The organism is Pedococcus cremeus (genome assembly GCF_900111375.1).
Classification (GTDB): Bacteria; Actinomycetota; Actinomycetes; order Actinomycetales; family Dermatophilaceae; genus Pedococcus_A; species Pedococcus_A cremeus.
This window is the reverse complement of record NZ_FOHB01000010.1, coordinates 32,223-45,750: the sequence shown is the minus strand read 5'-3', so window position 1 is coordinate 45,750 and position 13,528 is coordinate 32,223. Positions and strand designations below refer to the sequence as shown.

11 protein-coding genes and 1 pseudogene are annotated in these 13,528 nt (G+C 71.7%); 2 read left to right on the top strand and 10 right to left on the bottom strand.

Features of this window, described 5'->3' with window-relative positions; genetic code table 11:
• Positions 1-6: 6 nt before the first annotated feature.
• Genes BMW78_RS17545 through BMW78_RS17530 form a run of 4 tightly spaced genes read right to left on the bottom strand, consistent with a single transcriptional unit; the run spans position 7 to position 4,641 of the window.
• On the bottom strand, positions 7-1,314 hold the full coding sequence (locus BMW78_RS17545) for an ABC transporter substrate-binding protein (protein WP_091762394.1): 1,308 nt from the start codon (positions 1,312-1,314) through the stop codon (positions 7-9).
• 2 nt (positions 1,315-1,316) lie between these two features.
• Positions 1,317-2,792, bottom strand: a complete 1,476-nt coding sequence (locus tag BMW78_RS21335) for an L-fucose/L-arabinose isomerase family protein (RefSeq protein WP_091762392.1) — start codon at positions 2,790-2,792, stop codon at positions 1,317-1,319.
• On the bottom strand, positions 2,789-3,679 hold the full coding sequence (locus BMW78_RS17535; RefSeq protein WP_281247100.1) for an aldolase: 891 nt from the start codon (positions 3,677-3,679) through the stop codon (positions 2,789-2,791). Before BMW78_RS17535 ends, BMW78_RS21335 begins: the two co-directional genes overlap by 4 nt.
• A 56-nt stretch (positions 3,680-3,735) precedes the next feature.
• Positions 3,736-4,641, bottom strand: a complete 906-nt coding sequence (locus BMW78_RS17530) for a carbohydrate kinase family protein (protein ID WP_091762390.1) — start codon at positions 4,639-4,641, stop codon at positions 3,736-3,738.
• Between the two features lie 162 nt (positions 4,642-4,803).
• Between BMW78_RS17530 and BMW78_RS17525 the strand changes: the two genes are divergently transcribed.
• Together BMW78_RS17525 and BMW78_RS17520 are read left to right on the top strand one after the other, a co-directional pair.
• On the top strand, positions 4,804-5,610 hold the full coding sequence (locus BMW78_RS17525) for a DeoR/GlpR family DNA-binding transcription regulator (RefSeq protein ID WP_143056322.1): 807 nt from the start codon (positions 4,804-4,806) through the stop codon (positions 5,608-5,610).
• A gap of 102 nt (positions 5,611-5,712) precedes the next feature.
• Positions 5,713-7,632, top strand: coding sequence for an adenylyl cyclase (locus BMW78_RS17520; protein WP_245735942.1), 1,920 nt, complete (start codon positions 5,713-5,715; stop codon positions 7,630-7,632).
• A 68-nt stretch (positions 7,633-7,700) separates the two neighbouring features.
• Here the strand turns inward: BMW78_RS17520 and BMW78_RS17515 are convergent, their stop codons facing one another.
• The 6 genes and pseudogenes from BMW78_RS17515 to BMW78_RS17490 all read right to left on the bottom strand — a co-directional run bounded on the left by BMW78_RS17515 (position 7,701) and on the right by BMW78_RS17490 (position 13,283).
• A complete protein-coding gene (locus BMW78_RS17515; RefSeq protein ID WP_091762386.1) occupies positions 7,701-8,693 on the bottom strand; it encodes a LacI family DNA-binding transcriptional regulator in 993 nt (330 codons plus the stop codon).
• Between the two features lie 90 nt (positions 8,694-8,783).
• On the bottom strand, positions 8,784-9,947 hold the full coding sequence (locus BMW78_RS17510) for an RNA polymerase sigma factor (protein ID WP_091762384.1): 1,164 nt from the start codon (positions 9,945-9,947) through the stop codon (positions 8,784-8,786).
• A 44-nt stretch (positions 9,948-9,991) separates the two neighbouring features.
• Positions 9,992-10,405 carry a YciI family protein gene (locus tag BMW78_RS17505; RefSeq protein ID WP_091762382.1) on the bottom strand — a complete coding sequence of 138 codons (414 nt, stop codon included), beginning with the start codon at positions 10,403-10,405 and terminating at the stop codon, positions 9,992-9,994.
• Positions 10,406-10,574: 169 nt separating this feature from the next.
• Positions 10,575-10,709, bottom strand: a pseudogene (locus tag BMW78_RS17500) (YegP family protein); the annotation flags it as partial.
• Between the two features lie 121 nt (positions 10,710-10,830).
• On the bottom strand, positions 10,831-12,198 hold the full coding sequence (locus BMW78_RS17495) for a DUF2254 family protein (RefSeq protein WP_091762378.1): 1,368 nt from the start codon (positions 12,196-12,198) through the stop codon (positions 10,831-10,833).
• Complete coding sequence (locus BMW78_RS17490) at positions 12,195-13,283, bottom strand: potassium channel family protein (protein ID WP_091762375.1); 1,089 nt, start codon at positions 13,281-13,283, stop codon at positions 12,195-12,197. The genes BMW78_RS17495 and BMW78_RS17490 overlap by 4 nt, the downstream gene beginning before the upstream one ends.
• Positions 13,284-13,528 lie beyond the last annotated feature (245 nt).

Genomic DNA, 13,528 nt, shown 5'->3' with positions numbered 1-13,528 from the left:
TGCCTCCTACTGCTTGCGCTGCTGGTCCACCACGCGCTGGGCGTTCGCGGCGGCCGCCTCGGGGGACTTGCCGCCGACGACGGCGACGCAGGCGCCCTCGACGGCGGACCGGATGTCGAGGTTGTTGAACTGGAAGCGCGGCGCGAGCAGGGTCTTCTTCTTCAGCCAGGGCGAGAGCGCCTTGAGGTCGGGGTTGGTGTAGTCGACGTCCTTGACCGTGACGTGCTGGCTCGTTCCGTTCGCGTAGACCCCGGCGTTCTGCGGGTCGGAGAGGAAGTCGAGCCAGGCGACGGCGGCCGCCTGGTGCTTCGACGCGGTGTTGACGCCCAGGATGAACGTCGCGTTGTAGATCCCCTCGTACTTCGCCTTGTCGGCCGAGGTCGTGATCGGGGCGAGGAGGTCCATGGCGAACTTCGCGCCGAGGCCGCGGACGGCGGCGACGTGGTAGCTGCCGGTGGCGAGCATCGCAGCCTTGCCCGAGGCGAAGATCTGCTGGCACGGCTCGACCGCGGTGCCGGTGGCGTTCGGCTGGAAGTACGGCTTGAGCTGCTGGTACTGCTTGAGGGTCGTGAGGAACCAGTCGTCGGTGCACTTGTACTCGCCCGACTCGATCTTGGCGCACATGTCGTCGCTGGGCGCGTTGTTCATGACCATGGCGTTGAACAGCTGGCCGGCGTTGCCGGGGTCACCGCCGGGCCAGGCGATCGGCACGACCCCCTGGGACTTGAGCTTCTCGCACAGGGCGAGGAAGGCGTCCCAGTCGGCCGGGCTCTTGCCGCCGTCCGCCTTCGAGACCAGGTCCTGGTTGGTCACGGGCATGTTGAAGACGACCTGGTAGGGGAAGCCGAGCTGCTTGCCCCCGCTCTGGCCCGCGGCGATGAGCGTGGGGTCGTACTTCGAGGCGAAGGGCTGGTTGGCGAGGTCGGTGTAGACGCCCACCTTGGCCATGTCGACGAACTGCGCACCCCGGAAGGCGGTGAAGACGTCGCCCACCGAGCCGCCGCGGATGCGCTGCAGCGCCGAGGACTGGTAGTCGTTCGACGGCGAGATGTCCTGGCGGACGGTCACGCCGGAGTTCTTCGACTGGAACGTGCTGATCAGCTTGGCGAAGACCTCCTTGTCCTCCGCGCGCCAGTGCGCGAACGAGATCGCGCCACTCGCCTTGCCACCGGCCGGTGCGGCCGTCTTGGCGGCGGCCGCGCCTGTGCTGCCCGGACCGGCGCAGGCGGCGAGCGCCGCGCCGAGGCTTCCCGCGCCGAGCAGCTGGAGGGCGGTGCGGCGGCTGAGGTGCTGGGCCTGAAGTGGGTTGTTCATGGTCACTCCCTGGAGGTGTCGACGACGGTGTCGGTGGTGGAGGCGGAGCGTGCCGGTGCGGCGAACTCGACGACCGGGATGCCGAGCTGGTCGGCGGCGGTGCGGAGGGCGGGGCGGACGTCGGTCCAGGCGAGGACCGTGTGGTGGGGGAAGCCGCCGGTGACCAGGCTCTGCACGAACGCGGTGGCGTCGGTGTCGAGTCGGACGGCGGCGGTGTTGCCCTGGAACCGGTTGGGTTCCGGGACGGACTCGCCCGAGGCGATGAGCAGACGGAGGCCACCCGTGCCGGGGTCCTCCGTGAGCCGGGCCATGACGACCGGCCCCGTCTTGAGCGGGAAGTTGCCTGCGACGCCGATCTTGCGGTTGCAGTGCACGGACTGCGTCGCGTCGCCGGGGTCTGCGGCCAGCGAGGTGGCGGCCGAGCCGCAGTGCCACAGCCGGACCAGGTTGGCCTCGCCGTCGAGGTCGACGGTGTCCACGAGGTAGGTGGTCCCCGAGCCGAGCGCCTCGAGCAGCATCATCGTGACGGCGCCGTAGACGTCACGCTCGCACGCGGTCGGCGTCCCGGCGTCGGCCAGCCTCGAGAGCGACGAGCAGGGACACACGCCGAGGGAGGTCGGGAACTCGGGCCAGCAGCGGATCGCCATGCCGGAGAGGTCGGCGTCGTCGCGCCACGACCGCATTGCCGCGGTGACGCAGGCCGACCGCTGCGCCTGTTCCGGGTCCACGGCGGCGAGGCTCGGCTGTGCGGCGAGTGCCGAGTCGTGCTCCGTGTCCCGCTCGGCCTCGGGAACCGCGGCGACCTTGCCGAACATGTCGTCGACCGAGATCTGCTCGACCTCGATGCCCAGCAGCTTCGAGAGCAGTGCGCCGTCGTAGTGGCTGGGCGTGAAGCCGGGGGGTGCCTCTCCGACCAGGCCGAGGCGGCGGCCCTGCAGCGTCCCCAGGGCTGCCCGCACGGGCTCCGCCTCGGAGCGGTCGCGCTGGTCCGCGGGCAGGACGGGCACGGCGGGGAGGTCGCCCGCCAGAGCCCGCGTCAGGGCGTCGCGCACCGCCGGCTCAGCGGGGTCGCCGTGCACCAGCCGGGGCGTCCTCCCGGCGTGGACCACGAGGGCGTGGCCGAAGAGGTTGGCGCCGCACATGCTGTTGAGCCAGAGCCGGTCACCGACGGGGCCCGGCTCACGGAAGGACCACAGCAGGACGGGCTTGTCGAGGTCGCTGTAGAGGCGCAGCGCCGGGCTGGCGTCGGAGAACGACGCGCACACATTGACGACCAGGTCGGCTTCGGCCAGCGGAAACGCTGCCGCCGCCTCGAGGTCCTCGGGCGTCATGACGAGGTCGTCGGGCCCGGTCACGTCGCCGCCGAGCTCGGTGAGCAGCGCCCGCGCCTCGGTTGCGCGCTCCCGAGCGACGTCCACGGCGAAGGTGGGGCGGGCGGTGGGGACGAGCACCACACGGGGACGGCGGGTGGCGCTCATCGGGCCACCGCCTGGTCGACGACCTCGGCGAGTCGCTGGAGCCGCGGGATGGACACCTCGCGGAGGTCGCGCTCGAGGTCGTCGCTGCCGATGACCGAGGCCCACACCGCGCGGCCGGCGAGGAAGCCGGACGCTCCCTCGGCACAGGCGAGCTCGACGGCCCGGGGGAACAGCTCGGCGGGCACCCCCGAGGAGAGCACGACCCACGGCGAGGACACCGCGTCGGTGATCTCGGCACAGCGGCGGCGGATCTCGGCCTCGTCACCCTGGCCCTTGAGCGGCACCTCGGCCTTGTAGAGGTCGGCGCCGAGGTCACCCAGCTCGTGTGCCGCCTCGATGACGCAGGCGTCCCAGTCCCAGTCGCGGCCGTCGCGCGGCGCCTTGGCGACCGGCTCGATGATGCTCACCAGGCCGGCGTCCCGGCAGCGGTCCACGAAGCGGCGCACCATGTCGACGCGCACCGCCGGGTCGCCGTCGGGGCGGTGGATGACGAGCAGCTTCATCGCCACGGCGCCCTGCTCGCGCACGGCCACGGGGTCGACCGCCTCGTCGATGACGACGTCGGTCACGAACTCGCCGTTGCCCTCGATGAAGTGGTCGGCTGCCGCGATGAGCCCGCAGGACGGGGCGACCGCGCCGGCCTCGACCACGGCGTCGAAGGCGAACTGCTTGTCGACGAGGACCGCGGACGCGTACGGCGTCAGGATGCGGGTGGCGGCGACCTTGAAGGCGCACAGCTGCTCGTCGGTCACCGGCTCCTGCTGGTGTTCGGCGAACATGGCGCGCATGGCCTCGCGCTGGTCGACGGCGAGCATGGCGTACCCGCCGCTCGGCCTGGTCAGGCGCGCCAGTCCGGTCGTGGCGGGCGCGGGGGTGCTGCTGGTCACGGGTGTCTCCTCGGGTGGGGTGCGGCGGCCGGGTGGCGTCGGCTCGGGCTGGGTCGTCAGGACGTGGGCGTCGGTGCGCCCAGGTGGGCCTCGACGTGCTCGTGGTCAGGGATGGCCGACCGGCCGTCGAGCCCCAGGCAGGACAGGGCGGCGGTCGTGTTGGCGTAGCGGAGGGCGGCCTCGAGGCCGTAGCCGCGGACGTGGGCGGCGAGGAGGGCGCCGTGGAACACGTCGCCGGCTCCCAGCGTGCTGACCACCTCGACGGACACCCCCGGGGCCTGAGCCCGTTCGCCGGAGGCGTCGGCACCCCAGGAGCCGCGGCTGCCGTCGGTGGCCACCACGCGACGAGCTCCCTCGTCCAGGGCCGCCGAGAGCAGCGCCTCCGGGTCCAGTGACCCGTGCGCCGCACGCAGCGCCTCGATGGAGGGGGCGAAGAGGTCGACGCCCCTGGGGGTGAAGCCCTCGACCTGGTAGCCCAGGTCCACCGAGAGGCGGGGGCCCGAGCCGGTGGCGGGCACCGCGGCCCGGACCGCCTCCCACCCGACGTGGTCGGTGTGGACCCACTCGGCCCCCCGGACGGCGGTTGCGACAGAGGACGGGTCCAGCGCCGGCCCGGGACGGGCACAGATGGCCCGGGTGCCGCGACCGTGGTCGACCACGATGACGCTGGCTCCAGAGCGGACGCCGCGGGCGATGGTCACCAGCGAGACGTCCACGCCCTCGTCCTCGAGGCCCTCCAGGATCCGCCGCCCGTCGCTGTCATCACCGACGGTGCCGACGAACGAGGCGGGGACGCCGAGCCTGGAGGCGGCGACCGCCGCAGTCGCCGCCGGGCCACCACCGGCGAACACCAGCTCGTCGGCCACGACCCGCTGGTCCGGGTGGGGAAAGGCTGGGACGAGGGCGATGGAGTCGACGGTCGCTGCTCCGACGAAGAGCACCTTCGGCTGGCCGTGGCCCATGACATCTCCTTCGACGTCTGCTGCGGGGTTGTGACCAGATTAACGACGGATGTTGGAAAGTCAACACTTGATGTGAACTATCCTTCGAGAAGGCAGGATGGATTCACCGCGCGAGGGAAGCGACGGACGCCACCCGACGGGACACGGGGTAGAGGAGCAGGTGTGGGACAGGAAGCGATGCGCTACGACAGCGCGCCGGCACGCCGCCGCATGATCATGGAGGCGGTGCGCGAGGCCGGGTTCATCTCCGTGACCGACCTGACCCACCGCCTCGGCGTCTCGGACATGACGGTGCGCCGCGACCTGCGCAAGCTCGAGCAGCGTGGGGAGGTCCGCGTCGTGCACGGCGGGGTCAGCGCCCTGCACGGCCCCCTGCACAACCCCGCCTTCGTCAGCCGCGCCAACATCGACGCCGACGCCAAGAAGGCGATCGCCGACACCGCCAAGGTCCTCATCGGCCCCACCGACACCATCGCGGTCGACGCCGGCACCACGGCATACGCACTCGCCCAAGCGCTCCCGGACGACTTCCGCGGCACGGTGGTGACGCACTCCGTCCCCGTCATCCAGCTTATGCTCAACCGCGGGCTCGGCCGCGTCGTCGGCCTGGGCGGCGAGCTGTTGGTGGAGAGCCAGGCGTTCGCCGGGCAGATGACCGTCGAGGCCGCCTCGGGGCTGCGCGTCCGCACCTTCTTCCTCGGGGCCGCCGCGGTCGACAAGCGGGGGGTCTACGTGGCGACGGACACCGAGCGCCCGACCAAGCTGGCACTGATGGACATCGCCGACCAGGTGGTGCTCCTGGCAGACCACGGGAAGTTCGCCAGCTCGGCCCCCGTGCTCCTGTGCTCGCACGATCGGGTGGACACGCTCGTCACCGACATCGCCACACCGAAGGCGATCAGCCGGCACCTCGAGCAGACGGGCACGGCCGTCGTGGTGGCCGAGGAGCAGCAGCGCCGGAAGGCCTGAGGTCCGTCGACGGGCGGACCCTCCCTTGACAGGCGTCTCCCGGACCCCAACCATGGCGCGAGGTGACACGTGTCACCGGTCACCTCAACGGGGAGGGCCCTCATGCCACAACACGTCCATCGACTCCTGCGCGGCGTGGTCCCACGTCGCCTGTCCAACCGCTGGGCGGTGCGAGGGCCTGTCCTCGTCGCGCTCCTGGCCACCGCCACCGCGACGTCCGGTGCCGCGACCGCAGCACCCCCGTCCGCGGCCGGCCCCGGCGACCAGGCCCTGGGCACGTCGGTGACCGTCTTCGACCCGAGCATGCCCGTGGCGCAGATCCAGGCGGCCCTCGACCAGACCTACGCCCAGCAGGTCGACAACGAGATGGGCAGCACCCGGCACGCGTTCCTCTTCAAGCCCGGCACCTACGGCACCGAGGCGCACCCGTTGCAGGTCAAGGTCGGCTACTACACCGAGGTCGCCGGCCTGGGGGCGTCGCCGACCGACGTCACGATCAACGGCAAGGTCGAGGTCTACAACCGCTGCCTCGCCGACGGCGGCACGAGCAACTGCATCGCGCTCAACAACTTCTGGCGCACCCTGTCGAACCTGTCGCTGCGCATCAACGGGGCCGGACAGGACGGGTGCCGGGCCTCTGCCGACTTCTGGGCCGTCTCCCAGGCGGTCTCCATGCGCCGGCTCGACGTCAGCGGGGCCAACCTCTCGCTGATGGACTACTGCACGGCCGGCCCGCAGTACGCCAGCGGAGGCTTCATCGCCGACTCGCGGCTGCCGTTCGTCATCAACGGCTCGCAGCAGCAGTGGCTGACCCGCAACAGCGAGGTCGCCGGGTGGAGCAACGCGGTGTGGAACGCCGCCTTCTCCGGCGTCGTCGGCGCACCGTCCGAGGCGGACTTCCCCAACCCGGCCTACACCACGCTCGACCGCACGCCGGTGAGCCGCGAGAAGCCCTTCCTCTTCGTGGACGGCCAGGGCCGGTATGCCGTGCGGGTGCCCTCCGCGCAGCGCGACAGCCGGGGCATCACCTGGGGCGACGGCCTGACGGCCGGGCGCACGATCCCCCTCGACGACTTCTTCGTCGCCCGCCCGGGCACCTCGGTCCGGGAGATCAACACCCACCTCGCCCGCGGTGAGAACCTGCTGCTCACCCCCGGCGTCTACGACGTCGACCGCTCCATCGACGTGAAGCGCGCCGACACCGTGGTGCTCGGCCTCGGCCACGCGACCCTCACCTCGGTCGGTGGCGCGGTGCCCCTCGAGGTCGGGGACGTGCCGGGTGTGGTCGTCGCCGGTGTCACGGTCGACGCCGGCACGGTGGAGTCACCGGCCCTCCTGCGGGTCGGCTCGAAGAACGGCAACAACGGCGCCTCCAAGGACGCGGCGACCAACCCGACGACCCTGTCCGACGTGTACTTCCGCGTCGGCGGACCCCATGTCGGGAAGACCGACGTGGCGCTGGAGGTCAACAGCGACCACGTCCTGGTCGACCACACCTGGGTCTGGCGGGCTGACCACGGCGTGGAGGGCTTCACCCAGGGAGTCAACGGTGACACCGACCGCTGGCGCACCAACACCGGACGCACCGGAGTGGTCGTCAACGGTGACGACGTCACGGCGACCGGCCTGTTCGTCGAGCACTTCCAGCGGCACAACGTCGTCTGGAACGGCGAGCGGGGCACCACCGTCTTCTTCCAGAACGAGCTGCCGTACGACCCGCCGACCCAGGCGGACTGGATGGACGGCGACAAGCTCGGCTGGGCGGCCTACAAGGTGGGTGACCATGTGAAGAACCACCGCCTGTATGCCGGTGGGGCCTACGTCTTCAACCAGAACAACCCGTCGATCCACACCGAGAACGGGTTCGAGGTCCCGCTGACCCCCGGCGTCAGGCTGCACCACATCCTCACGGTGAACCTCAGCGCCGGCACCATCGACCACGTCGTCAACGGCGTCGGTGGCCCGGCCAACACCACGCGGGTCGGACAGCCGGTCTACGTGACCGACTACCCCACGCCGTAGCCGGGCGACGAGTGGGCCGGCGCGACAGGCGCCGGCCCACTCGCGTGTCGGAACGAGGTCAGGCCGGCTCAGGCCGACTCACGCACGACCAGCTCCAAGGTCTCGCCGAGGGCAGGCGACGGCGTGGCGGTCTCCCCCTCCAGCCCCGCGACCACCGTGGCTGCCAGTCGGCGCGCCTGCTCGTCCAGCGACTGCGAGACGGTGGTGAGCGGCGGCACGGTGAACTGGGCGGCCGGGACGTCGTCGACGCCGACCACGGCCACGTCGCCCGGTGCCGTCAGGCCCTCGGCCCGCAGGCCCGCGAGCAGGGCGATGGCCACCTCGTCGTTGTATGCCGCGACCGCGGTGACGGGCGGCGCGTGCTCCCGCCAGGCGCGGACGGCACTGACGGCGGAGTCCAGGGTCAGGTCGACCGGCTGCACCACGGGGGCCGGGTGCCCGGCCTCCGCGCACTCCGCCCGCACGCCGTCCAGGCGGAGCTCGACGAACTGACGGACCCGGGAATCGGTCGCGGCGGCATACCCGATGACGTCGTGCCCCGTGCGGTGGAGGTGTCGGGCCTGCAGCCGTCCGATGCTGCGCTGGGACGTTGAGAAGGTCCCTTCCACGCCGGGGTCGGCGTCGTCCAGGTTGCCGAGCACCTGGATGCCGGCGCGGCGCATCGCCTCGCGGTCCTCCGGAGAGAACGCGGTGAAGCCGACCACGGCACGGGGGATCACGGTGCGCCACAGGTCGCTCAGCGGGCGGCCGGCCCGGAGGTGGTGCACCAGCAGCGAGAGGCCGCGCTCGGCCAGTTCGCCGGCAAGGTGGTCGAGCAAGGTGTCGACCGCCGGCCCCAAGGGCCAGTCGGGCAGCACGTAGAGCACCAGGTCGCTGCGTCCGCGACGCAGGGTGCGGGCCGCCGCCGACGGCGTGTAGCCCAGCCGCTCGGCCGAGGCGCGTACGCGCGCCCTGGTCTCCTCGGAGATCACCGCCCCGGGCGTGTCGTTGAGGACATAGCTGACCGTCGTGCGCGAGACCCCGCTGTCGCGCGCGACGTCGGCGCTGGTGACGTTGCGCAACAGATCTCCTCGAGACACGGGCAGTGCTTCTCGAGGCAGCGTACTGAAGAGACGTGGTGCTGAGGGCCGGTCACGTGGCGCTGGGGCGGCTCACGTGGCGCTGGGGCGGCTGGCGCGGGCGTGCAGTCGCGCGGCCTGCCGGGTGAGGTGGTCGCGCTCGGCGGCGTTGCGCGCCGCCCGGGCCGCCACGGCATACAGCCTCTGCGCCTCGGCGAGGTTGCCGGCGCGCTCGTGGAGGTGGGCCAGCACGGCGTCGCGGCGCGGCAGGTCGTCGGGCAGGCGCTCGACGACGCGCAGGCCGGCGAGTGGTCCGTCGACCTCACCGAGGGCCACCGCCCGGTTGAGGGCGACGACCGGGCTGTCGGTGATGCGCAGGAGCTCGTCGTACCACTCGAGGACCTGCGGCCAGTCCGTCTCCTCGGCGGTCCGGGCGTCGGCGTGCAGGGCGGCGATGGCGGCCTGGGCCTGGTACTCGCCGAGCCGGTCACGGCCCAGCGCGTGCTGGAGGATGGTGACGCCCTCGGCGATCGCCACGGTGTCCCAGCAGGTGCGGTCCTGCTCCGCCAGCGGCACGAGCGAGCCGTCGGGAGCGAAGCGCGAGCCGCGCCGCGCGTGGTGGATGAGCATGAGCGCGAGCAACCCGGCCACCTCGGGCTCGTCGGTGCCCGCGGCCAGCTGCCCGGTGAGCCGGATCGCCTCGACCGCGAGGTCGACGTCGCCGGAGTAGCCCTCGTTGAAGATGAGGTAGAGCACCTTGAGCACCGCGCCGAGGTCACCGGGCTGGTCGAGCCGCTGCCCGCTGACGGTGCGCTTGGCCCGGCTGATCCGCTGTGCCATGGTCGCCTCGGGCACGAGGTAGGCGTCGGCGATCTGCCGCGTCGTCAGGCCACCGACCGCGCGCAGGGTCAGCGCGACCGCCGACGCGGGGCTCAGCGAGGGGTGGCAGCACAGGAACAGGAGCAGGAGGGTGTCGTCGGCCTGCTCCGTCGGCCCCGGGAAGGGCTGTTCGAGCTCGCGCAGCTCCCGCCGGCGGCGAGCCGACTCGGAGCGGTGCGCGTCGAGCAGCTTGCGCCAGGCCACGGTGACCAGCCACGCCCTGGGGTCGTCGGGCTGGCCGGCCGGGAGCTTCGGCCAGCGCCCCAGCGCCTCGATGAGCGCATCCTGCACGGCGTCCTCGGCCGCCGCGAAGTCGGCTCCGCGGCGGACGAGGACACCGAGCACCTGGGGGACGAGCTGCCGGAGCAGGTCGTCCATGGTGGACGTCACCGTTCCTCTGACTCGGTCGGTGGGTCGGTCGCTCAGTCGGTGACGGCGGGCGCGTGCTCGAGGAACGGCCGCACCTCGATCCACTCCTGGAGCGGCTTCCCGCCGGGGCCGGGCGCCGACGACAGGAACGCCGCCGCCTCGTGGGCGCGCTCGACGGAGTCGACGTCGATGAGCATCCAGCCCGCGATGAGGTCCTTGGTCTCCGCGAACGGGCCGTCGGTCACCGGCGGCTTGCCCTCGGCGTCGAACCGCACGAACGTGCCCTCCGGCGAGAGCGCCTGCGCGTCGACGAACTCGCCCCGCTCGCGCAGCACGTCGGCCACGTGGTTCATGAAGCCGATGTGCGCCGAGATCTCCTCCGGCGTCCACTCCTCCATGGGGGCGGTGCAGTTCGGCATCCGCTCGGGGCCGCCGCGGTAGTGCTTCAGCAACAGGTACTTGGCCATGGTGTTCTCCTGTAGGTCCGTGGCTGCCATTCTGGCCGCCATCACCCCAGGGACGGAGCCGTCGCGCCGTTATCGACATCAGCGTCGACCTTTCCTTCCACGACTCTCCCCGGTGTGCCGCGGGCCCAGGTGCGGGTGCACCCGGGCCCGTTGCGAGTCGTGGACGCCGTCAGCTGCTGGAGTCCTCCAGCTCGGCGCCCGGCGCGTTCTTCCGCACGCTCTCGATGCCGGCCAGACAGGTCCGGTGCGACTCGCAGTGCTCGCTCGACGCGATCACCTGACCGTTCGTCGCGACCAGGGTGAAGTGGTAGCTCTTGCCGGCTGGTGGGTGACGCGGAACTTCGCAGCCATGGTGCCTCCCGTGTTCGGTGCGGTGGGCCGATGCCCCTCGGCCGTCACGCTAGCGGCGGGGGGAGAACCGCTGGTCAGAGAGGGGTCCCAGCGACTTCTCGGGTCCCCTCCTCGCCCACGGACGTCCTGCGGTGCAGGTCGGCGACGGTGCGCTCCAGCGCCGCTCGCGCGTCGTCCAGCATGGCCGACGTCGGTAGCTGGTCGAGCAGGACCCGACCCCGCGCGAGATCGGCGAGCACCCGGTGACGCACGTCAGGCGGAGCCTGCGGCAGAAGGGCGCGGTAGGCGTCCAGCACGTGCGCTGCGGTGAGGTGCTGGTGCGACTCGTGGGCGACCACCAGCAAGCCGTAGATCGAGTCCAGCAGCTGGTCGAGGTAGGTGTCTGGGTAGACCACGCTGAGCGGCGGATCGGCGTCGTGGCCGTCGGCGTCGTCCTCGTCGAGGCGCCGGGCCGTGAGGTCCTTGAGGATGTCCAGGCCCTGACGGGCCACCTGGGGGCTGTGCTTCGACGTCGACCCGCTGGTCCAGGCGATGTTGGTGATTTCTGCGACGCCGGTGGTGGCGTCGCGGGAGATGTCGCGCCACTGGTCGAGCAGGATGCCGGCACGGATGTCGTGGGCGAGCGAACGGGCGACACCCTCGTCATCGTCGTACACCGTGGCGATGACGTCGCCGTACGTCACGGCCTGGCCGAGCGTCACCCCGAGACGGATCTCCGCCCGGGGGGCGCGCTCGAGGGCCCGGGCCAGGCTCTGGATGTCGATGCCGGTGACGAACCCGGTCTGGTCCGAGCGGTACCTCGCCGTCACGCCAGTCGTGCGGCGGGGCGTGCGCAGGGTGCAGCAGCGCAGGGGTGCCTGCAGGCGCCGAGCCTTGAGGGTCTGGCGGTGGATCTGGCGCAGGACGTTCGCCGGCCGCATCTGGTCGACGGTCACGTAGATGAGCACCAGCAGCAGCACCATCGCCACCACGGTGAGCAGGGTGGCGATGGCCGCACCCACCACCGGTGGCGTGCTCGTCTGCGCCGCCATGACCAGGTAGGCAAAGACGCACAGGCCCACGAAGAAGCCCAGCAGCACCTGGTTGATCCGACGGCGGACGAACTGGTCGAAGACGACAGGGGAGAGGTTCGACGCGGTCTGCTGGGCGGCGAGCAGCAGCACCGAGAAGGTGATGGACGTGACAGTGAGCAGCCCAGTGGCAATTGCCTGGAGCGCCGTGGACGCCGACTTGTTGCCGATGACGTGGCCTGTCGCCTGCCGCACTCCGTGCAGGGCCGGCACGTGTCCCTCGTCGGCGATGATCGAGACCACAGCCAACGCCACGAACGCCAGCACCACCAAGGTCGGCACGAGCGCGAACTCGCGGAACGCTCGGCGTATAAGGACCACGTTGTGCCATCCCCGAGAGGCCAGGGGGCGTCCCGTCTCACGCTTGCTCATGGCTGCATCACGTCGATCTCCTCCCAGTCGTAGAGCATCTCGTCGCTCAGGGCTCGCAGGGGTGCGTCCCAGCGCTCGCGCAGGGCGACGTACTCCGCGGCCCCGCGGTCGACGTCCTGGACGACGGTGACGCCGGCCGTGCGCAGCACGTCGACGCAGTGTCGGAACCGCCCACACCACTGGTCCGCAGCCGCCGCATCAGCCGGCTCCGGGTGAGCGCGGGGCACAAGCTCCTCCAAGGTCTCAAGCCCTGCGGCGGCCAGCTGGTAGGTGCCCGAGGATCGGATGAGACCGCGGTAGCGGTCGGCGTCGAGACAGCACCGCACCAGGGCGGCACCATCGAGCGCAATGAGCAGCAGCCGGGGCAACGCGTAGCGGTGGTGCCGGAAGTGGAAGTACCGCAGCACGGGGTACGACCGGTGCGTCTCCGAGGTGTGCGTCAGGAACTCCGCGAACTTCGACAGCTCGTGCCTCGCGCCCGACAGCTCGCCGTCGTCCGCCAGCCCCACGAGCAGCTGCACCGGAAGGCCCGAGCCGAACGTCCGGTGGTGCAGGGACGCCGCGAAGCTCTTGCGCGACACCAGCGCGCTGTAGATCGACAGGAAGTACGTCAGCACCATCGTGAAGACGCTGAACCCCAGACCGGCCTCCAGGACGGTGAGCAACCGGTAGGCGCCCGTAGTCGGGACGACGTCGCCGGTGCCGAGGGTCGTGATGCTGAAGCCGCTGTAGTACAACGCCGTCGCGAAGCTCTTGCTCGTGGGCCCCTGCGCAGCGTCGATACCGGCACCCAGAGCCGGCTGGAACACCAGCGCCCACCCGAAGACGAGCAGGCTGACCCACACCACGATCGTCACGGCGATCTGCACCGGACCGCTGTAGGCCAGGAACTGGCGGCGACGCGGCGACGCCATCCGGCGTCCCAGCACGGCGAAGCAGCGCCACGTCCACCGCGACAACGGTCGCCGGACCGGCCCACGGCCGCTGGCGGGGAAGAGCACCGTGAGGAACACGTCGGCGATCACCAGCAGCACAAGAGCCGTGCCCGCCGAGTACGCGACCAGAGCCGCCCCGCTGACTGCCATGCCTCCTCCCTTCCCCGAAACCACGCCCGGTATGCCCCGTGTGCCCGGTGTCACGGCAACGGAGACCGTCCAGGGGAGGGCTCGGGGCGTGGCGGATCACGGACGTCCTGGGGTCGGCGATCCACCACAGAGCCGGTATGCCGCGGGCAGGGTCACGGCGGGAGCCGCCGGTGCCGGGCCGGTGCCGTCGTTGCGGCTCGTTCCTCGCGTGCGCAAGGGGGAGCCGACGCTCGGTCGCTCACACC

Excerpts from the sequence above, each read along its gene's own strand:
- BMW78_RS21335 (WP_091762392.1), bottom strand. The coding sequence starts at position 2,792 with ATGAGCGCCACCCGCCGTCCCCGTGTGGTGCTCGTCCCCACCGCCCGC.
- BMW78_RS17520 (WP_245735942.1), top strand. The coding sequence starts at position 5,713 with ATGCCACAACACGTCCATCGACTCCTGCGCGGCGTGGTCCCACGTCGC.
- BMW78_RS17490 (WP_091762375.1), bottom strand. The coding sequence starts at position 13,283 with ATGGCAGTCAGCGGGGCGGCTCTGGTCGCGTACTCGGCGGGCACGGCT.
- BMW78_RS17545 (WP_091762394.1), bottom strand. The coding sequence starts at position 1,314 with ATGAACAACCCACTTCAGGCCCAGCACCTCAGCCGCCGCACCGCCCTC.
- BMW78_RS17505 (WP_091762382.1), bottom strand. The coding sequence starts at position 10,405 with ATGGCCAAGTACCTGTTGCTGAAGCACTACCGCGGCGGCCCCGAGCGG.
- BMW78_RS17530 (WP_091762390.1), bottom strand. The coding sequence starts at position 4,641 with ATGGGCCACGGCCAGCCGAAGGTGCTCTTCGTCGGAGCAGCGACCGTC.
- BMW78_RS17495 (WP_091762378.1), bottom strand. The coding sequence starts at position 12,198 with ATGAGCAAGCGTGAGACGGGACGCCCCCTGGCCTCTCGGGGATGGCAC.
- BMW78_RS17510 (WP_091762384.1), bottom strand. The coding sequence starts at position 9,947 with ATGGACGACCTGCTCCGGCAGCTCGTCCCCCAGGTGCTCGGTGTCCTC.